The organism is Streptomyces sp. NBC_00490 (assembly GCF_036013645.1).
Classification (GTDB): Bacteria; Actinomycetota; Actinomycetes; order Streptomycetales; family Streptomycetaceae; genus Streptomyces; species Streptomyces canus_F.
The window spans coordinates 6,917,279-6,936,594 of the sequence record NZ_CP107869.1; the positions used below are offsets into that span (position 1 = coordinate 6,917,279).

Annotated in this window: 17 protein-coding genes and 2 pseudogenes; 10 read left to right on the top strand and 9 right to left on the bottom strand. The window is 70.7% G+C overall.

Features of this window, described 5'->3' with window-relative positions; all coding sequences use genetic code 11:
• Window positions 1-3 precede the first annotated feature (3 nt).
• Together OG381_RS31795 and OG381_RS31800 are read right to left on the bottom strand one after the other, a co-directional pair.
• On the bottom strand, window positions 4-864 hold the full coding sequence (locus OG381_RS31795; RefSeq protein WP_327719465.1) for a carbohydrate ABC transporter permease: 861 nt from the start codon (window positions 862-864) through the stop codon (window positions 4-6).
• Window positions 865-874: 10 nt separating this feature from the next.
• Complete coding sequence (locus tag OG381_RS31800; RefSeq protein ID WP_327719466.1) at window positions 875-2,257, bottom strand: extracellular solute-binding protein; 1,383 nt, start codon at window positions 2,255-2,257, stop codon at window positions 875-877.
• Window positions 2,258-2,432: 175 nt separating this feature from the next.
• Between OG381_RS31800 and OG381_RS31805 the strand changes: the two genes are divergently transcribed.
• On the top strand, window positions 2,433-2,981 hold the full coding sequence (locus tag OG381_RS31805) for a hypothetical protein (protein ID WP_327719467.1): 549 nt from the start codon (window positions 2,433-2,435) through the stop codon (window positions 2,979-2,981).
• On the opposite strand, the gene OG381_RS31810 is transcribed toward OG381_RS31805, so the two are convergent.
• Together OG381_RS31810 and OG381_RS31815 are read right to left on the bottom strand one after the other, a co-directional pair.
• The gene (locus OG381_RS31810; RefSeq protein ID WP_327719468.1) at window positions 2,968-3,657 is read right to left on the bottom strand and encodes a response regulator; all 690 of its coding nucleotides are present in this window, start codon (window positions 3,655-3,657) and stop codon (window positions 2,968-2,970) included. The two genes, OG381_RS31805 and OG381_RS31810, sit on opposite strands and share 14 nt — an antisense overlap.
• Before the next feature lie 545 nt (window positions 3,658-4,202).
• A pseudogene (locus tag OG381_RS31815) lies at window positions 4,203-5,843 on the bottom strand (sensor histidine kinase); the annotation flags it as partial.
• Between the two features lie 152 nt (window positions 5,844-5,995).
• Here OG381_RS31815 and OG381_RS31820 point away from each other — a divergent pair.
• Window positions 5,996-7,378, top strand: coding sequence for a cation:dicarboxylate symporter family transporter (locus OG381_RS31820; RefSeq protein ID WP_327719469.1), 1,383 nt, complete (start codon window positions 5,996-5,998; stop codon window positions 7,376-7,378).
• Between the two features lie 189 nt (window positions 7,379-7,567).
• On the opposite strand, the gene OG381_RS31825 is transcribed toward OG381_RS31820, so the two are convergent.
• Complete coding sequence (locus tag OG381_RS31825) at window positions 7,568-8,185, bottom strand: TetR/AcrR family transcriptional regulator (protein WP_327719470.1); 618 nt, start codon at window positions 8,183-8,185, stop codon at window positions 7,568-7,570.
• A 125-nt stretch (window positions 8,186-8,310) separates the two neighbouring features.
• Between OG381_RS31825 and OG381_RS31830 the strand changes: the two genes are divergently transcribed.
• Together OG381_RS31830 and OG381_RS31835 are read left to right on the top strand one after the other, a co-directional pair.
• Complete coding sequence (locus OG381_RS31830; RefSeq protein ID WP_327719471.1) at window positions 8,311-9,984, top strand: MFS transporter; 1,674 nt, start codon at window positions 8,311-8,313, stop codon at window positions 9,982-9,984.
• Window positions 9,985-10,064: 80 nt separating this feature from the next.
• The gene (locus OG381_RS31835; RefSeq protein ID WP_327719472.1) at window positions 10,065-10,835 is read left to right on the top strand and encodes a DUF2127 domain-containing protein; all 771 of its coding nucleotides are present in this window, start codon (window positions 10,065-10,067) and stop codon (window positions 10,833-10,835) included.
• Here OG381_RS31835 and OG381_RS31840 read toward each other — a convergent pair.
• Entirely contained in the window at window positions 10,832-11,017 is a 186-nt protein-coding gene (locus tag OG381_RS31840; RefSeq protein WP_327719473.1) for a hypothetical protein, read from the bottom strand. The two genes, OG381_RS31835 and OG381_RS31840, sit on opposite strands and share 4 nt — an antisense overlap.
• On the opposite strand from OG381_RS31840, the gene OG381_RS31845 reads away from it, so the two are divergent.
• Both OG381_RS31845 and OG381_RS31850 read left to right on the top strand, forming a co-directional pair.
• Window positions 11,007-11,219, top strand: a complete 213-nt coding sequence (locus OG381_RS31845; protein ID WP_327719474.1) for a hypothetical protein — start codon at window positions 11,007-11,009, stop codon at window positions 11,217-11,219. The two genes, OG381_RS31840 and OG381_RS31845, sit on opposite strands and share 11 nt — an antisense overlap.
• A 124-nt stretch (window positions 11,220-11,343) precedes the next feature.
• Window positions 11,344-12,954, top strand: coding sequence for an ATP-binding protein (locus OG381_RS31850; protein ID WP_327719475.1), 1,611 nt, complete (start codon window positions 11,344-11,346; stop codon window positions 12,952-12,954).
• On the opposite strand, the pseudogene OG381_RS31855 reads toward OG381_RS31850, so the two are convergent.
• Both OG381_RS31855 and OG381_RS31860 read right to left on the bottom strand, forming a co-directional pair.
• Window positions 12,933-13,827 (bottom strand): annotated as a pseudogene (locus OG381_RS31855) (aldo/keto reductase). The gene OG381_RS31850 and the pseudogene OG381_RS31855 sit on opposite strands and share 22 nt — an antisense overlap.
• Window position 13,828: 1 nt before the next feature.
• Window positions 13,829-14,743: an NAD-dependent epimerase/dehydratase family protein gene (locus tag OG381_RS31860; protein WP_443061950.1), complete on the bottom strand. Its 915-nt coding sequence runs from the start codon at window positions 14,741-14,743 to the stop codon at window positions 13,829-13,831.
• 45 nt (window positions 14,744-14,788) lie between these two features.
• Here OG381_RS31860 and OG381_RS31865 point away from each other — a divergent pair, with 45 nt between their 5' ends.
• The 4 genes from OG381_RS31865 (at window position 14,789) to OG381_RS31880 (ending at window position 18,395) form a co-directional block, all read left to right on the top strand.
• Complete coding sequence (locus tag OG381_RS31865; RefSeq protein ID WP_327719477.1) at window positions 14,789-15,298, top strand: Lrp/AsnC family transcriptional regulator; 510 nt, start codon at window positions 14,789-14,791, stop codon at window positions 15,296-15,298.
• Between the two features lie 29 nt (window positions 15,299-15,327).
• A complete protein-coding gene (locus OG381_RS31870; RefSeq protein ID WP_046263232.1) occupies window positions 15,328-15,717 on the top strand; it encodes a MerR family transcriptional regulator in 390 nt (129 codons plus the stop codon).
• On the top strand, window positions 15,714-16,028 hold the full coding sequence (locus OG381_RS31875; protein WP_327719478.1) for a thioredoxin family protein: 315 nt from the start codon (window positions 15,714-15,716) through the stop codon (window positions 16,026-16,028). Before OG381_RS31870 ends, OG381_RS31875 begins: the two co-directional genes overlap by 4 nt.
• Window positions 16,029-16,181: 153 nt before the next feature.
• Window positions 16,182-18,395: a HelD family protein gene (locus tag OG381_RS31880; protein WP_327722608.1), complete on the top strand. Its 2,214-nt coding sequence runs from the start codon at window positions 16,182-16,184 to the stop codon at window positions 18,393-18,395.
• Here OG381_RS31880 and OG381_RS31885 read toward each other — a convergent pair.
• On the bottom strand, window positions 18,392-19,264 hold the full coding sequence (locus OG381_RS31885; protein ID WP_327719479.1) for a hypothetical protein: 873 nt from the start codon (window positions 19,262-19,264) through the stop codon (window positions 18,392-18,394). The two genes, OG381_RS31880 and OG381_RS31885, sit on opposite strands and share 4 nt — an antisense overlap.
• Window positions 19,265-19,316 lie beyond the last annotated feature (52 nt).

Consider the following 19,316-nt stretch of genomic DNA (forward strand, 5'->3'; position numbering starts at 1 on the left):
GGGTCAGACCTCCGTCCGGAGCAGCCGCACGTACACCGCCGAGAACAGCGAGCCCACCACCAGAAGCAGCAGCGCCACCGCCGTGCCGTAGCCGATCATGCTCTTCTGGAACGCCTCCTCGTACATGAACAGCGGCAGCGTCTGGCTCCTGCCGCCCGGGCCGCCCCTCGTCATCACCCAGATCAGGCCGAACACGGACAGGGTCTGGAGGGTGATGAGCATGAGGTTCGTGCCGATGGAGCGGCGGATCATCGGGAGGGTGATGTGCCACATGCGGCGCCAGCCGCCCGCGCCGTCGACCTCCGCCGCCTCGGTGATCTCCTGGGGGATCTCGTTCAGCGCCGCCGAGTAGACCAGCATGGAGAACGCCGTGCCCCGCCACACGTTCGCGAACGACACCGCGAGGATCGGCAGGGTGAACAGCCAGTTCTGGGTGGGCAGATGGAGCCGGTCCAGGACGGCGTTCAGGGTGCCCTCGCGGCGGAAGAAGGCGTAGAGGAGGAAGCCGGCGACCACCTCCGGGAGCACCCACGCCGCGATGACCACCGCGCCGACGACCGTGCGCACCGGCTTCGACGCGCGCCGCATCAGCGCGGCCAGCGCCAGGCCCAGCGTGTTCTGGCCGATCAGCGCCGACACGACCGTGAAGACCAGCGTCAGCCACACCGCGTTGCGGAACGCCTCGTCCCCGAAGGCCGTACGGAAGTTCTCGAGGCCGATGAACGACTCCTGGGCCTGGCCGGTGAGTTGGAGGTCGGTGAAGGCGATGTAGGCGCAGTAGGCGATGGGGCCGGCCAGGAAGAGGAGCAGGAGGATCACGGAGGGGGCGAGGGGGAGCGCGCGGGCGGTCCTCGTGAGTCTCATGGGAGAGGGCTCACTTCTCGATCACTTTGCCGTCGGCCGCCGTTCTCAGCTCCTCGTCGTAGGCCCTCGCCGCTTCCTCCACCGACATGTCGCCCGTCGTCACGCCCTCCATCGCCTCCTGGATCGCGGTGGAGACCTTCGGATACGCCGGATAGGCGGGCCGGTAGTGCGTGCTCGCGACCAGGTCGGTGAAGAACGTGATGCCGGGCTGGGCGTCGGCGTACGCGGGGTCCTCGGCGACGTCCTTGCGGACCGCGATGCCGGAGTTGGCGATGTACCACTTCTGGGCGTTCGCCTTGGTCTGCATCGTCCTGATGAAGTCGAAGGCCAGGTCGGGGTTGGCCGCCTTCGACGGGATGGCCCAGGTCCAGCCGCCGGACATGCTCACCTTGCCGGGGGCCTGGCCGTGCTGGGTGGGCATGTACGCGAGGCCCAACTTCCGTGACCACTCGGGCCATTCGTGCCCGCTGCCCTCCAGCCAGTCCTGCGGGAGCCAGGAGCCGTCCAGGTCGATGCCGAGCTTGCCCTTGGGGAGGAGGTCGCCGCGGATGATGGTCTGGATGTTGGGGTCCAGGGCGGTCTCGACGTCCGGGCCGAGCTTCTCCCTGTAGACCGTCTCGACGAAGGAGAGGGCGTCCTTGAAGCCCTGGCCGCCGGCGATCCACTTCTTGGTGGCCGTGTCGTAGAGGGGGTCCGCGGTGCCGTCGGCCGTGCCGTAGAGCAGCATCTCGAAGCCCTGCATCGTCGCGGCCTCACCCGCGGGTTTGCCGGTGTAGACGTTGAGAGGCGTGACGTCGGGGACCTTCCTCTTGATCGTGCGGGCGGCTTCGAGGACCTCGTCCCAGGTCTTCGGCTGCCAGTCGGCGGGGAGACCGGCCTTGGCGAAGACGCCCTTGTCGAACCACAGCCCCCGGGTGTCGGTGCCGTCCGGGACGCCGTACGTCTTCCCGTCCTCGGCCTTGGCCGCCGTCTTCGCCGTGTCGATGAACTGGCTCCAGTCCGGCCACTTGGCGAGATAGGCGTCCAGGGGCTTCAAGTACCCGCTGGTGATGTCGGAGTTGATGAGGAAGGTGTCCTCGTAGACCAGGTCCGGGGCGGTCTTGGGGGAGCGGAGCATCTGCTGGACCTTGGTGTAGTACTCCGAGTCCGGGGCCTTGATGGGGACGAGCTCGACCTTCTTGCCGGGGTTCTCCTTCTCGAACTGCTTCTTGATGCCGGCCAGGAACTCGTCCATCACCTTGATGGAGTTGTCCGTGGACTGCTTGAAGGAGACCTTCAGGGTGTCCGGGTCGCTTCCGGAACCGGAACTGCACGCGGTGAGGGCGGTGGCGGTGAGGGCGGCGGCGAGGAGTGCGGGGAGCGCGGTGCGGACGGCGGTGGGGCGCACGGGCATGACCTCCTACGGGCTCACGTGGGGGTGGCCGGGTGGCTGCCCGGTGAACGTAGGGGGAGTGGTCTAGTCAGGTCAATGAGTCTGCGCCGGATTGGGTGCCCGGGGCTGCCATCGCTCCCTTAAGGTACGGCCAGGTGACCTGTGCGGGGATGCCGTCGGGACCAGGGGAGAGCTGATGCCGGACCAGCACGACGTCACCGTCGGGCAACTGCTCCTCGCCGAGTACCAGAGCCTCAAGGACGAACAGAAGACCCGCATCGGCTTCCGCGACAACCTCCTCTACGTCACCCTCACCGTCGTCGCCGCGGTCATCGCCGCCACCGCCCAGGCGAAACGCCCCGACATGCTGCTCGCGCTCCCGCCCGTGTGCGTGGTGCTCGGGTGGACGTACCTCGTCAACGACGAGAAGATCTCCGCGATCGGCCGGCACATACGCCATGACCTGGGACCGAAGCTCGCCCAACTCGCCCGGGCCGAGCACGCGTTCACCTGGGAGACCGTCCACCGCTCCGACGCCCGCCGGCGTCAGCGCAAGGTCATCCAGTGCGGGATCGACCTCCTGGCCTTCTGCGTCGTCCCCCTCGCCGGGCTCACCGTCTACTGGGCGGCGGGAGCGAACGGCGCCGGACTTCTCGCCCTGTCGCTCGTCGAGGCGCTGACCGTGATCGGGCTCGCGGCCCAAGTCGTCGTATACACGCGGCCGTTCGGTCCTACGGCCCCTTGACCCACCGGTACTGCAACTCCGGCCGTCCCACCGTCCCGTACTGCGGAGCCCGCGCCGCCCTCCCCGCGTCCACGAGATGCTCCAGATACCGCCGGGCGGTGATCCGGGAGATCCCCACGACCTCCGCGAGTCCGGTGGCCGTCAGTCCCTCCCCGCTGTCCCGCAGCGCCACGGTGACCCGTTCCAGCGTCGGGGAGCTCAGCCCCTTCGGCAGCGCCGCCGGTCCCGGCGCCCGCAGTGTCGCCAGCGCCCGGTCCACCTCGTCCTGTCCGCTCGCCTCGCCCACCGACGCGTGGAACTCGGCGTAGCGCACCAGCCGGTCCCGCAACGTGGCGAAGGTGAACGGCTTCAGGACGTACTGGACGACACCCAGGGAGACGCCCTCCCGTACCACCGTCAGGTCCCGCGCCGACGTCACCGCGATCACGTCCGCCTGATGCCCGGCGGCCCGGAGCGAGCGGGCGAACTGCAGACCGTGCACGTCGGGGAGGTGCAGGTCCAGCAGGAGCAGGTCCACCGGCGTACGGTCCAGCAGGCGCCGCGCCTCCGCCCCGGTGTGCGCCTTGCCGACGGCCGTGAAGCCCTGCACCCGGTTGACGTACATGACGTGCGCGTCCGCGGCGACCGGGTCGTCCTCCACGACCAGGACACGGATCGGCTGTGGCTGGGTCGTCATGCGTCGCCTCCAGAAGCGGTACCCCGCGAACCGGCGCCCTCCGGTTCGCCACCCTCCGGCCCCGGGGTCCGCGGCTCGATCCCCACCGGTACGGCACCTGCCGTCGACGCATCTTCGGCCACGCCCGCGCCCACCGTACGCCCGCCCCCCACACCCCCGCCCCGCGAGGCCTCCCCACCGTTCCCCCACGAGGACACGCCCCCGACCTCCGCCTCGCCCCCGACCTGCCCTCCGCCCCGAGCCTCCGCCTCACCCGCGCCGCCCCCGGCGGCCGTCTCGCCCCCGACGTTCCCGGCCTCCGCAGCGCCCCGGGTCTCCACCCCGCCCTGGACCCGCACATCGCCCCGGGTCTCCGCCGCGTCTCCGATGCCCCTGGCCTCCGCGTTGCCCCTGGCCTCAGCGGCGCCCCGGGTCTCCGTCTCGCCCCCGACGCTGCGGGTGTCCACCCCGCTCCGGACCGCCCCGTCGCTCCGGGCCCCCGCCCCGCCCCCGACCCGCACCTCGCCCCGGGCCTCCGCCTCGCCCCCGACGCCCCGGCCTTCCCCGTCGCCCCCGGCCCGAGCAGCCCCCCGCGCCCAGGCCTCGCCCGGGCCCCCGCCCCGCAGCGGTACGCGCACCTCGAATTCCGCTCCGCCCCCGGCCGCCTCCGCCACCGTCAGGGTTCCCTCGTGGCGGCTGACCGCCTGGCGTACGAGGGCCAGGCCGAGGCCTCGGCCGCCCGGGCCCGCGGGCTTTGTCGAGAAGCCTCGCTGGAAGACCGCCTCCGTGTGTGCCGGGTCCACGCCCCCGCCGGTGTCGGAGACGCGCAGGATCAGTTCGGCGGCTTCCGTGTACGCCGTCACCGTGACCCGCGCGCCCACGCTGCCCTGCGCCGCGTCCACCGCGTTGTCGATCAGGTTGCCGAGGATCGTCACCAGGTCGCGTGCGGGGAGCGAGGCCGGCAGCAGGCCGTCGTCCAGGCGGCTGTCCTCGGACACCACCAGCTCCACGCCCCGCTCGTTCGCCTGTGCCGTCTTCCCGAGCAGCAGGGCCGCCAGCACCGGTTCGCTCACCGCCGCCACCACCTGGTCGGTGAGCGCCTGCGCCAGCTCCAGTTCGGCTGTGGCGAAGTCCACCGCCTCCGCGGCCCGGTCGAGTTCGATCAGGGAGACGACCGTGTGGAGACGGTTCGCCGCCTCGTGCGCCTGCGAGCGCAGCGCCTGGGTGAAGCCGCGTTCGGAGTTCAACTCGCCCATCAGGGACTGGAGTTCGGTCACGTCGCGCAGGGTCACGACCGTGCCCCGGCGGTCCCCTCCGGACACCGGTGAGGTGTTGATGACCAGGACCCGGTCCGCCGTCAGGTGCACCTCGTCCACCCGAGGCTCCGACGCCAGCAGCGCGCCCGTCAGGGGTGCGGGCAGGCCGAGTTCGGCCACCGAGCGGCCCACCACGTCCTCGGCCACGCCGAGCAGTTCCCGGCCGCCGTCGTTGATCAGCGCCACCCGGTACTGCCCGTCCAGCATCAACAACCCCTCGCGCACCGCGTGCAGCGCCGCCTGGTGGTAGTCGTGCATATGGCTGAGCTCGGTCGCGTTCATGTTGTGGGTGTGGCGGCGCAGACGGGCGTTGATGACGTACGTGCCCACCGCGCCCAGCGCCAGCGCGCCCGCGGCGACGCCCAGCAGGGCCGTCAGCTGGCCCTGCACCCGCTCACTGATCTCCTCCACCCGGATACCCGCGCTGACCAGGCCCACGACCTCGCCGTGCGCCTTGATGGGGGTGACCGCGCGGACCGAGGCGCCGAGCGTGCCGGTGTAGGTCTCGGTGAAGGAGTCGCCGCCCAGGGCGGGAGTGATGTTGCCGAGGAAGTGCTTGCCGATCTCCTCCTCGCGGGGATGCGTCCAGCGGATCCCCTGCGGATTCATGATCGTGACGAAGTCGACGTCGGCGTCGTGCATCACCCGCAGCGCGTACGGCTGGAGCTTCGCGGACGGATCGGGCGTACCGATGGCCTCCCGTACCGAAGGGGCGTCCGCGACCGCGCGGGCCACCCCCATCGCCTGTCGGCCGGCCGCGTCCTCGGCCTGGCTGCGGTCGCTGACGTAGGTGAAGAGCGCGTACCCGGCGACGAGCACCGCTATCAGCACGGCCTGCATGGCGAAGAGCTGGCCGGCCAGGCTGCGGGGTCTCGGGACCGGTATGTGCATGTCGTCAGTGTGCCTCCGACAGTAAGTGTGAACTAAATGAACGGAAGGGTGACCGCCCTCACAGGGCAGGAGATAGTCACGGCATTCCTCTAAAGCCCGGACGTGAGCCGCACGCCGGTGACAACCGACGAAGACGTCAAAGGAGGGCAGCCGTGGCCGCCAGCACCCCCGAAACCGCATCTGCCGCGCCCGCCAAGCGGGACCGCACCCATTATCTGTACATCGCGGTGATCGTCGCGGTCGCCATCGGCATTCTTGTCGGCATGGTCGCGCCCGACTTCGCCGTCGAGCTGAAGCCCATCGGTACGGGCTTCGTGAACCTGATCAAGATGATGATCTCGCCGATCATCTTCTGCACGATCGTGCTGGGTATCGGTTCGGTGCGGAAGGCCGCCAAGGTCGGTGCCGTCGGCGGTATCGCGCTCCTCTACTTCACGATCATGTCGATGGTCGCGCTGGGCATCGGCCTCGTCGTCGGCAACATCCTGGACCCGGGCACCGGCCTCGCGGTGACCGACGCGGTCAAGGACGCCGGTCACGCGCAGGTCGACGCGGAGGCCAAGGACACCACCGAGTTCCTGCTCGGCATCATCCCGACCACGATGATCTCCGCGTTCACCCAGGGCGAGGTCCTGCAGACGCTGCTCATCGCCCTGCTCGCCGGGTTCGCGCTGCAGGCCATGGGTCCCGCCGGGGCGCCGGTCCTGCGCGGTGTCGAGCACATCCAGCGGCTCGTCTTCCGCATCCTCGCCATGATCATGTGGGCCGCTCCGATCGGTGCCTTCGGTGCCATGGCCGCCGTCGTGGGCTCCGCCGGCGTGGACGCGCTGAAGGACCTCGCCCTGCTGATGCTGGGCTTCTACACCACCTGCGTCCTGTTCGTCTTCATCGTGCTCGGCACGCTGCTGCGGGTGATCGCGGGCCTCAACATCCTCACGCTCTTCAAGTACCTCGGCCGTGAGTTCCTGCTGATCCTGTCGACCTCCTCCTCCGAGTCCGCGCTGCCGCGGCTCATCGCGAAGATGGAGCACCTGGGCATCAGCAAGCCCGTCGTCGGCATCACCGTCCCGACCGGCTACTCCTTCAACCTCGACGGCACCATGATCTACATGACCATGGCCTCGCTGTTCATCGCCGACGCCATGGGTACGCCGATGTCGATCGGTGAGCAGATCCCGCTGCTGCTCTTCCTGTTCGTCGCCTCGAAGGGCGCCGCCGGTGTCACCGGTGCGGGTCTGGCCACGCTGGCCGGTGGTCTGCAGTCGCACAAGCCGGCCCTGGTGGACGGTATCGGCCTCATCGTCGGCATCGACCGCTTCATGAGCGAGGCCCGCGCCCTCACCAACTTCGCGGGCAACGCCGTCGCCACGGTCCTGATCGGCACCTGGACCAAGGAGATCGACCGCGAGCGCGTCGACCAGGTCCTCGCCGGTCACCTCCCGTTCGACGAGAAGACCCTCCTCGACGACGGCCACGAGACCGTTGTCGCGGATGTGCCGGAGCAGGGCGGCGAGAAGGAGCTGGCGAAAGCGTAGGCGCTCCGCTGGGCGAGCCGTCGAGAACTCGGGGCTTGCTCTGGTCGGGAACCGCGGGTCCGCTCTGGCTGGTCGCGCAGTTCCCCGCGCCCCTTCGGGGCGCTGCCCCGACCGGCATCAAAAACTCCGGGCGGCTGAGAAGCTCCCCCGTCGCTCAGCCGCCCGGGCCACAACCGGCAGCAGTACAACTCAATCGCTCAGCTTCGCCACCAGTTCGGTGGCACGAGAGGCGGGTACGCCCGCCGCGGTCAGTACGGTGACCGCGGCGGAGCGGCCCGCCTCTTCGGGTGCCAGGAGGCCGTCGTTCACCGCCTCCATCACCGCGAACACCAGCTGTTCATGGACGTACGCCAGGGCAGGCACGGGCAGCGGGGAGGCGAAGACGCCCGCTGCCAGGCCGCGCCGCAGCAGGTCCTCGCTGGCCTCGCGCACCGGCGCCAGACGTTCCCGGATGCCCTGCATCGTCACGCTGCGCTGGGCCAGCGCGACCAGGATGCGATAGCGGTCGGCGACCTCCCAGACCGCCAGGATGGAGGCGGCCAGCGCCTCTGCCGGGTCCTCGACGTCCCCGCGCCCCGCCTCGTCGGCCGCCGCCACCGCTTCCACGGCTCCGTCGACGAGCGTGCTCACCAGCGCCTCACGGCTGGGGAAGTGCCCGTACACGGTCCGCCGTACGACTCCCGCGGCGCGCGCGATCTGGTCCATGGACGCATCCGGATCGCGCAGCAGCTCGGCGAGCGCCACGTCGAGGATGCGGCGGCGGTTGGCGTCGGCGCGGCTGGGGTTACCCGTGGTCATGGACGCCATTGTGCCTCTTCCCTCATCGACTTGCACAGTGCTGTGCAAGGAGCGTACATTGCACAGTGTTGTGCAAATGCACAGCGCTGTGCAACCCGTGGAAAACAAGTCCGCTGAGGAAGGCCACCCCTGCCATGCGACTCGTCATGACCGAACCGGTCGAGAGGATGGACCGCCCCTACGCCCGGCGTTGGTGGGCGCTCCTCGTCCTCTGCCTGAGCCTGCTGATCATCGTGATGGCGAACACCGCCCTCACGGTCGCCGCGCCCGCCATGACCCAGGACCTCGGTCTGTCCAGCGCCGACCTCCAGTGGGTCATCGACGGCTACACCGTCCCGTACGCCGCGCTGATGCTGCTGCTCGGCGCGATCGGCGACAAGTACAGCCGCCGCGGCGCCCTGCTGCTCGGCCTGGTCGTGTTCGGCGGCGGGTCCGTCTTCGGGTACCTCGCCGACAGCTCCACGACGGTCATCGCGGCCCGTGCCGTGATGGGCACCGGCGCCGCGATGATCATGCCGGCGACGCTGTCCCTGCTCGCCTCGACCTTCCCGCGCGCCGAGCGGGCCAAGGCGATCACCGTGTGGACCGCCACGTCGGGCGTGGCCATAGCGGCCGGTCCGCTGGTCGCGGGCGCGCTCCTGGAGAACCACGCCTGGACCTCGACGTTCCTCATCAACGTCCCCGTCGCCGCGCTCGCGATCGTCGGCGCCCTGGTCCTCGTCCCGCCGTCCAAGGCCAGGGACAAGGGCCGGATCGACTACGTCGGCGGACTGCTGTCGGTGGTGTGGATAGGCTCGCTCGTCTACATGATCATCGAGGGCCCGCACTTCGGATGGGGTGCGAAGGCGATCGGCGCCGCGGTCGTCGCGGTCGCCGGACTGCTGGCCTTCGTCCTGTGGGAGCTGCGTCACCCGCGCCCCGTCGTCGACGTCCGCCGCTTCACCGACCGCGGTTTCGCCGGCTCCAACCTCGCCGTCGCCCTGTTCTTCCTCGCCGTCTTCGGCGCCTTCTACTACCTCACCCAGCACCTCCAGTTCGTCCTCGGCTACAGCGCCCTGGAGACCGGCCTGCGCATGCTGCCGCTCGCCGGCGCCGTCTTCGTCGGCTCGGCCCTGACCGGCTTCCTCACCCCGCGGGTCGGCATGAAGTGGACGGTCACCGCGGGCATGGTGGGCGGCACCGCGGCGCTCGCGCTGCTGACCCAGGTGGACGCGAGCTCGTCGTACGGCGATTTCGTCGCCCCGCTCGCCGTCCTCGGTCTGGCGATCGGCCTCGCCCTCTCGCCCGCCACGGACGCGATCATGGGGGCGTTCCCCGAGTCCGAACTGGGCGTCGGCGGCGCGGTGAACGACACCTCGATCGAGCTCGGCGGTTCGCTCGGCATCGCGATCCTCGGCTCGCTGCTGGCGACGTCGTACTCCGGTCACCTCGCCGACGCCACCGGCGGCAGCAAGCTCCCGGCGGCCACGCTCGACACCGCGCAGGACTCGGTCGGTGCCGGGTACACCGTCGCGCAGGGCATCGGGGAGCAGGCCCGGCAGGTCGCCGGACAGGCCGCGAAGGCCACGGACCCCCAGCAGGCGGCCCAGCTGAAGGCGCAGGCCGATCAACTCGCCGCCGGGGCCAAGCAGATGGCCGAGGCGGTCGGCTCCTCCTTCTCCGACGCGGTCGCCCACACCAGCCTGATCGGGGCCGTGGTCCTGGGCGTCGGCACGGTGCTGGTCGCGGTGCTGCTGCCGGGGCGGAAGAAGGCGGCGGAGCCCGTCGAGACGGCCGAAGCGGAGAAGGAGTTGGCCGGCAGCCGCTGACTCACCGAACTCTTACCCCCTCCCGGTAGCGTGCCGCGTCTGTCCAGTACAGGCGCGGCACGTCGGTGGAGGCACGGGGGATGGCGATCGACTGGGACCGACGGACGTGCGCGCGGCGCGGACATGTGACGTACGCGCCGGACGAGCTCCGGCTGCGGGCGGGACTGCACGCAGAGACCGCCCTCGGGGAGGTCTGGCGCTGTCTGCGCTGCGGCGACTTCGCACTGGGGGAGCCGCACGGTTCCGGGCCGGCCTCCGAAGCCCCGCTGGTGCCGCGCGGCAAGGTCCTGCGCGACCTGTTCGTCCTGCGCTTCCTCGCCGTCGAGCGGGCGGTGCGCGGGGTGTTCATCGTGCTGGTGGCGCTGGCGGTCTGGAAGTTCAGCAACAGCCAGGACGCGGTGCGCAACCTCTTCGACGAGTATCTGGACGTCTTCCGCCCGGTGTTCAGGCACTTCCACTACGACCTCGACCACTCACCGGTCGTGGGCACCATCCAGAGGACCTTCGGCTACGGTCACGACACCCTGCTCCTGGTGGCGGTGCTGCTCCTGGCCTACGCCGTGATCGAACTCGTCGAGGCGGTCGGCCTCTGGTACGCCAAGCGCTGGGCGGAGTATCTGACGGTCGTCGCCACGGCCGCCTTCCTCCCGCTGGAGATCTACGAACTCACCGAGCACATCAGCTGGTTGAAGATCGCCACGCTGGTCCTCAACATCCTCGCCGTGGTCTACATCCTCCTCGCCAAGCGCCTGTTCGGCCTGCGCGGCGGCCACCGCGCCTTCGAGGCGGAACGGCGCACCGCCTCGCTGCTGGAGGTCGAGGAGGCGGCGAAGGCGGGAGCCCCGGCCTAGACCGTGGCCGCCGGGCTGCCGGAGGGGAGGACCGAGGTGGGGTACTCCCGGAGCGGCAGGGCCGCCAGTACGGCGACCACCGCGGAGGGAGGGAAACTGGCCGCCCTCATCACCCGGCTGTCACCCTGCGTGGTCTCCTGGTCGACCGAGGACTGAGGGTTCTCGACCCCTGTGACCCCCACGACCCCCGCGACCGAACCGGCCGAGGCGCCGCTCACGGAGAACGGCACCTACTTCATGGCCGGCTACAAGAAACAGGGCTGGACGCTCCACGCCCGGCACAGCAGCCTGCGGACCTGGAGTTGGTCCACCGTCATGGTCACCGAAGACGTCTGCTTCGGCCGGGTCACCGAAGAGGAACAGGCTCTGCTGGACGCCACCTGAGTGACGCCTCCCGTCCCTTTCCGGTCTGTTCACGACCACTTGCCCGAAATGCTTTGACCCGTGGCTCGCAGGGGCGCACGCTGGAGAACCTTGGGGCCCGGGGCAGAGCGACGCGGAGGCGGACATGGGGGAGCCCGGTGGGGTGGAGATCGTCAGCAGTGCCGAGTACGAGGCGAGGTACGGGAAGGACCGAGAGCCCTCGCCACTGCCGCTGGACCGGGTCAACGAGCTGTTCCACGAGTTCCTCATGGCGGTCGCCCGCCCGAAGCGTGCCGACGCCGACGGCAGCCGCGACCTCGCCAAGCGGCTCCGCGACCACCTGGGCTCGGCTCCGGCGGACCGCCCGGTGGTGAAGGCCGCGTATGCCTCCTACGACCTGCCCAACGTCCACCTCGCCCTGGAACGCTGGTTCGCCGCCGAAGGCCGTACGCATGAACTGATCGGCATGCGCGGCTCCCAGCACCACGGCGAGCTCACCCTCGGCGACATCCTCGAAGTAGCCGACCGCCACCAGCGGTTCGTGATCGGCGCGGTCGACTACGCCCACCTGCCCGTCTCCCCGGACGAGGAACTGGCCTGCGTCTCCTGCGGGTTCTACCTCGGCACCGAGGGCGACGAGCGGTTCGCCGTCCTCCTGCGCGGCCCGCAGGACGAGTACGGGCGCAACAAGGTCGAGCTCGAAGTCCTCGCCGGGGACAAGGAGTTCGGGGACCGCTTCCTCGCCGGGATCGACGCCCTCCTGCGCGAGCACAACGTCTTCCGCGGACAGGTCCTCTCCTTCGAGGGCTCGGAGTTCGGACACGGCCTCGGACCGTTCCGCTTCCACCGCCGCCCCGGCCTGAACCGCGACGACATCGTGCTGCCGGCCGGACTCCTGGACCGCGTGGAGCGCCAGGTCGTCGGCGTGGCCCGGCGCCGTGAACAGCTCCGCGCGGCCGGTCAGCATCTGCGCCGGGGCCTGCTGCTGTACGGCCCGCCCGGCACCGGCAAGACGCACACGATCCGCTATCTCCTCTCCCACCTCCCGCAGTTCACCGCGGTGATCCTGTCCGGCGAGAGCATCAGGGCCATCGGCCCGGCCTGCGCCCTGGCCCGGATGCTCCAGCCCGCCCTCGTCGTCCTGGAGGACTGCGACCTCATCGCCGAGGCCCGCGACTACGGCGGCGGCGAACAGCCCCTGCTCTTCCAGGTGCTGAACGAGATGGACGGCCTCGGCGACGACGCCGACGTGACCTTCCTCCTCACCACCAACCGCGCCGACCTCCTCGAACCCGCCCTCGTGCAGCGCCCCGGCCGGGTCGACCTCGCCGTCGAGATCCCCCTCCCGGACGCCGCGGGCCGCGCCGCCCTGCTCGGCCTGTACGGGAGCGGGCTGGGCCTCGGCCAGGACATCGCGGACGAGGTCGTGGCCCGCACGGAGGGCACGACCGCCTCCTTCACCAAGGAGCTGGTACGCCGGTCCGTGCTCATCGCCGCCGAACGCGAAGCGGCCCGCACCGAGGCGCGGGACGTCCGCGAGGCCCTCGACGAGCTGCTGTCCGACGGGGACCGGCTCACCCGCCGGCTGCTGGGGGTGCGGGGCGCCGAGGACATCGAGGACGAGGACTGGATGACGGACGGCGACGAGGACGGGAGAGGAGGGGCGCAGGCCGTCAGGGGGCCGGGCCCGGGGCCGGGTCTGTACCCGGGGTACCCGGGGATGCCTCCCGGCTGTTACGAGCCGCCGTTGCGCTGAGCGTCCAGCCGGGCCAGCTCCCGCGCGTTCAGGACGAGGTCCGCCGCGCCCGCCGAGTCCCGGATCGTCTCCGGCCGGCTCGCGCCGGGAATCGGGATCACGGTCGGCGACTTCGCCAACAACCAGGCCAGGCAAACCTGTTGGGGGCTGACCCCGCGCTCGGCCGCGACCTCGCGGAAGGCGCCGAAGCGTTCCGCCCCCGGCAGCCGCGACGGCCCGTCCAGCGCGCTGCGAGATACCGCCCAGCGGACTCCACGGCAGGAAGGCCAGACCGAGTTCCGCGCACAGCCGCAGCTCGGCCTCGCTGTCGCGGACCTCGGAGGAGTACCGGTTCTGCACCGACACCATCCGGTCACCGAGGATCGCGCGGGCCGAACGGATCTGCTCCCCCTCGGTGTTGGAGACCCCGGCGAGACGGATCTTTCCCTCGTCGAGCAGCTCCCGCAGTGCGCCGACCGACTCCTCGAAGGGCACGGCCGGGTCGGGCTTGTGCAGCTGGTAGAGGCCGATCGCCTCGACGCCGAGCCGCTTGAGGGAGCCCTCGGCCGCCCGCTTCAGATGGCCCGGGTCGCCCGTCACCGTCCAGCCGCCGTCGGCCGCGCGGCCCCGGCCGCCCTTCGTCGCCACCAGTACGTCGGAGGTGTCACCGCCGTACGCGGCGAGGGCGCGGGCCACCAGCAGTTCGTTGTGGCCGGGCTCGGCGCCGGGCGGATGGTACGAGTCCGCCGTGTCCAGCAGGGTGACGCCCGCGTCCAGTGCCGCGTGCACGGTGGCCAGGGCGCGCCGCTCGTCCGGGCGGCCCTCCAGGGACAGCGGCATCGCGCCCAGCCCGACGGCACTCACCCGCAGATCGCCAAGTGTGCGGTACCGCATGTCAGTCGCCGTCCTTCCCGAGGGTCTCGGTGATCGCCGTGGGCAGCCACTGCCGTACGTCGCCGAAGGCGAAACCGAGCCGTGCGGCGCGGGAGTTGTCCATGCCGTAGGAGCGGGAGAAGGAGAACGGCGAGACCTCGCCGACCTCGACGAGCTGGAGCACCACCTTGCCCCGGGGCAGGTGCGCGGTCACCGCCTCGCACAGCTCCACGGTGGTCAGCAGTCCGTGGGAGGCCGCGTTGACCGGTCCCGTGAACTCCTCGCCGGCCGCCCACGCCAGGAAGTCGGCGATCTCCTCGACGTGGATGTAGGTGGCGGGCTGGTTCGAGAAGGGCACCGCGATCGGCTCGCCGGCGCGGATGCGGGAGGCGTAGTGGTCGAGGCGTCCGGTGAAGTCGTCGTCCCCGCCCAGCACATGGGCCACCCGGACGGCCGCGTACGGGAAGTCCGGGGCGGCCGCGAACACCGCCTCCGCCTGCCGCTTGCCCTCGCCGTAGTGGGTCTCCAGGAACGTCGGGTCCTCCCAGGGGAGTTCGGTGTCGACGGTCACCGTCAGCGGATCGACGGCGTCCTCCCGTACGAGGGCGATGGAGTCCTCGTACTCGTACACCTCGACCGTCGACGTCATCACATAGCGTCCGGTGCGCCCCGCGAAGACCCGGCGGGCGATCTCCGCCTGCCGCGGGGTGTAGCAGACCTGGTCGACGACGACGTCGAACACGCGTGGACCGAGGGCGTCCGTCAGGGACGTCTCGTCGTTGCGGTCGGCGACCAGATGGGTCGCGCCCGGTGGTGGCGGCGAGGATCCCCGATTGAGTACGGTCACGCGGTGTCCGGCGGCCAGCAGCCGTGCGATGAGGCGCTTGCCGAAATAGCGGTTGCCGCCGATGACCAGTATCTCCCGTGCCTTTTCCATGACCATAATTCTCCCGGCGTACATCCACGTTCTGAAGGGGGAACCATGGGAGTTCGGTCCGTGGCACCGAAAGAACCTCGGCCGCTGCGAGCTGCCGCCGAGGAAACCTCGGTGGCCTTCGACGCGGTGGACCGGCAGATCCTGGAGCTCCTCCAGAGCGACGGCCGGATCAAGCTGAGCGAGCTGGGGCGCCGGGTGCGGCTGAGTCCGGCGGCGGTCACCGAGCGGGTGCGGCGGCTGGAGACGGCGGGTGTGATCAGCGGCTACGGCGCCCATGTCGCGCCGGCCCGGCTCGGCTACGGCATCCAGGCGTTCATCCGGGTCAACCCGCACGGCGGCTACACGCTGAAGCATCCGAGGACCCTGGAGCTGATCGGGCGCCCCGAGATCACCGAGGTGCACCACGTGGTCGGCGAGGACTGCTGGATCCTCAAGGTCGCCGTCCGCGACACGGTCCACCTGGAGGAGGTTCTCGAAGCGGTCTCCGCGCTGGGCCGCACGACGACCTCGATCGTGCTCACCTCTCCCGTGGAGCGCAAACCCCTGTTGCCTTGACGTCGGGGTCAAGGCTTACGTTCGTACGCATGCGAATCGGCGAGCTGGCCGCACGGGCCGGGACCACGACGCGGACGCTGCGGTACTACGAGTCCCGTGGGCTGCTGCCCGCGCGGCGCGGCGACAACGGGTACCGGGCGTACGACGAGAGCGATCTGAAGCTGCTGCGGCAGATCAGGACGCTCCAGGACTTCGGGTTCGACCTGGAGGAGACGCGGCCGTTCGTGGAGTGCCTGCGGTCCGGGCATCCCGAGGGCGACTCGTGCCCCGCCTCGCTCGCCGTCTACCGGCGCAAGCTGACGGAGCTGGACGAGCTGATCGGCGAACTGCAGACCGTGCGGGCGCAGATCGGCGTACGGCTGGCGGCCATGGCCGGGGACGAACCACCGTTGTGCGAACTGGGAGGGCAGGAACTGTGATCGATGTGACGGACGCGGATTTCGCGACGGAAGTGATCGGGTCGGAGATGCCGGTGCTCGTGGAGTTCACGGCCGATTGGTGCCCGCCGTGCAGACAGATGGGGCCCGTGCTGCGCGCCCTCGCCGCCGAGGAGGCCGACCGGTTCAAGGTGGTGCAGTTGAACGTGGACCACAATCCGCTGACCACGAACGCCTACAAAGTCCTCTCGATGCCCACGTTCATGGTCTTCCGCGGCGGTGAGCCGGTGAAGTCCATGGTGGGAGCCAGGCCCAAGCGCCGGCTGCTGGAGGAACTGGCCGACGTCGTCTGATTACGCATAACGAAAAAATCCCCTCGGCAATTGCGCCGGGGGGATTTCTTTGGTTACACTCAATGGTTCGCGACTTTACGGGAATTCGGTCGCGGAGAAGCTCAGTAGGCACAGTATATCGGCGTGGGAGTGGAATTGTCAAACAGCGGTGAAATTCGCGGTGAGCAGGAATTCATCGACACCCTGTACGCGCGCGTGGACGCCCTGCGCGGTCACACCGAGGCCGGTGTCACCGACGCGCTCGCCCAGGGCAACACGCCCATGCAGGCCCGCCTGGAGCGGGACATCCTCGTCGCCGAGCGCTCGGGGCTGCTCGCCGCGCTCAACGCGGTGGACGGTTCGCTGTGCTTCGGCCGGATCGATCTGACGTCCGGCACCAGTCACCACGTCGGCCGGATCGGTCTGCGCAGGGACGACGCCGAGCGCACACCGATGCTGATCGACTGGCGGGCCGCCGTGGCCCGGCCGTTCTACCTGGCCACCGGCCACACCCCGATGGGGCTGCGGCGGCGCCGGCACATCACCACCGAGGGCCGTGAGGTCACCGCCCTGCACGACGAGATCCTCGATCTGGGCGACGCGACCCGCACCGGCCACGAGGACCCGACCGGCGACGCCGTCCTGCTGGCCGCGCTCGACGCCGCCCGCACCGGCCGGATGCACGACATCGTGCAGACCATCCAGGCCGAGCAGGACGAGATCATCCGGGCACCGCACCGCGGGGTGCTGGTGGTCGAGGGCGGCCCCGGCACCGGCAAGACCGCCGTCGCCCTGCACCGGGCCGCGTATCTCCTGTACGAATACCGTGAGTTGCTGGCCAAGCGCGCCGTTCTGATCGTCGGCCCCAACCCCGCCTTCCTCGGCTACATCGGCGAGGTGCTGCCCTCGCTGGGCGAGACGGGCGTCCTCCTCGCGACGGTCGGAGAACTGTTCCCCGGCGTGAAGGCGAAGGCGACCGACACCCGCGAGGCGGCCGCGGTGAAGGGGAACGCCGCGATGGCGGACGTCCTCGCCGCAGCCGTCCGCGACTGGCAGTCACTGCCCGACCCGGTGATCGCGATCGAGCACGAGCGCGAGATCCTCATGCTCGACGACGACCTCGTGCGGGTCGCCCGCGAGCGCACCCGCGAGGCCGGACTGCCGCACAACGTCGCCCGTGAGCACTTCGAGGGCCACATCCTCAACACGCTCACCGAGCTGTACGCCGAGCGCGTCGGCACCGACCCGTACGACGGCACGAACCTCCTCGACCCGAGCGATGTCACACAGATCCGCGACGAGATCGCCGAGAACCGTGAAGTGTGGGCGGCCATCGACCAGTTGTGGCCCCGCCTGACGCCACAGCGTCTGGTCGCGGACTTCCTCGCCGACCCGGTGGGCTACCTCCCCGACGAGGACGCGGCCGCGATCCGCCGCCCGGTGACCCGGGCCTGGACCGTGGCGGACGTACCCCTCCTCGACGAGGCGGCCGAACTGCTCGGCGTGGACGAACGGCTGGCGCGGGCCCGGGCCGAGCGCGAGCGGGAGACCCAGGTCGCCTACGCACAGGGCGTGCTGGACGTCTCCTACGCCTCCCGGACCTATGAGTTCGAGGACATCGACGACGAGGAGTCCGAGGTGCTGTCCGCGCACGACATCATCGACGCCGAACGGTTCGCCGAGCGGCAGGAGGAGGACGACCACCGCAGCGCCGCCGAACGCGCGGCCGCCGACCGGACCTGGGCCTTCGGACACATCATCGTCGACGAGGCGCAGGAGCTGTCGCCGATGGCCTGGCGGCTGCTCATGCGACGCAGCCCGACCCGCTCGATGACCCTGGTCGGCGACCCCGCGCAGACCGCGGAGGCGGCGGGCGTCGGCTCCTGGCAGAAGATCCTCGAACCGTATGTCGAGGACCGCTGGGACCACACCCGCCTGGGCGTCAACTACCGCACACCCGCCGAGATCATGGAGCTGGCGGCAGCCGTCGTACGGGCGGAGAACCCGGACTTCGAACCGCCGAGCTCGATCCGTTCGACGGGGGTACGGCCCTGGGTCCGCGCCACCGACGACCTCCCCGGCGCCGTGGCCAAGGCGGTCGAGGAGCTGACCCCCGCCGAGGGCCGGCTCGCGGTCATCGCCCCGCGCCATCTGCACGCCAGGCTGGCGGCGCACCTGGACGGGGTGACGGCGGGCGCCGAACCCGACCTCACCCGGACCGTCGTCCTCCTCGACCCGCGGCAGTCCAAGGGCCTCGAATTCGACTCCGTGCTGGTGGTCGAGCCGGGGCTGTACGGCACGAGCGATCTGTACGTGGCCCTGACCCGCGCCACCCAGCGGCTGGGGGTGCTGCACACCGGGCGGCTGCCGAAGGCGCTGGCCGGTTAGGGCGAGGGTGCCTCGGTCGTCGTCGTGGAGTAGTTCGGGTGCAGCGAGGGGGCGAGGGGCTCCAGTGACGCGCACAGGGCGGTAGGGAAGGCCGGCTCCCTGTCCCGCACGTCCTGGCAGCCTCCCTCCGCGGTGCGGAAGAACGGCTTCCAGCCCGACTTCCCGGCCTTGAAGAACCAGCGGTCGCCCAGCCGCGAGGTGCAGGCCCCGTTCGTGGTGTCTCCGCAGACCGGACCCGTGCGCCAGGAGAAGTCCAGCACCAGCCACCTGCCGTCGCAGTGCTCCGCGTCCCGATAGGTGTGCGCGGGTACGCCGACCGCCTTCAGCGCCTGGTCGTACGAGGGGGCGGTGCAGCCGGTGGCCGCAGGGGTGCAGCCCAGGTCGCCGCAGAGCCGCAGCGCGGGCAGGTGGGCGCCCTCGGCGGTGAAGACGGCGCCGGGGTAGCCGACCACCAACTCGCGCTCTCCCAGGGGTTCGGGCAGCTTGACGCGGGCCCTCGCCGTGGTCGTCTTCGAGCAGCCGGAGCTCCGGTCCCCGGACGGCGAGACGAAGGTGACCTGGACCGGCACGGTGTTCCCGACGGGCTCGGTGAGTTTCGCCTCGAGGTCGCGCACACACGGGTTCGGGCCGCTGGGCACCTCCACGGTGATGGTCACCGTGCGCCGGTCAGCGCCGATCTCGGCGCCGTTGATCTGGGTGCGCGTGGGCGCCGACAGCGTCCACCGGAGCGCGGTGGCCGCCGGGGACGCAGCGTCCGACGGCGAGGTCCCGCGGCCGGCCGCCTCGGTTCCGCACGCACCGAGCAGCAGTACGGCGACAGCGCAGAGCAGGACGGCCAGGGCCGCCCCGCGTGTGCTTCCGGATCGCATGGGCCCGCAACTCCCCGTGGACGCCGACGTGGACCCGGACCACTCTACGGAG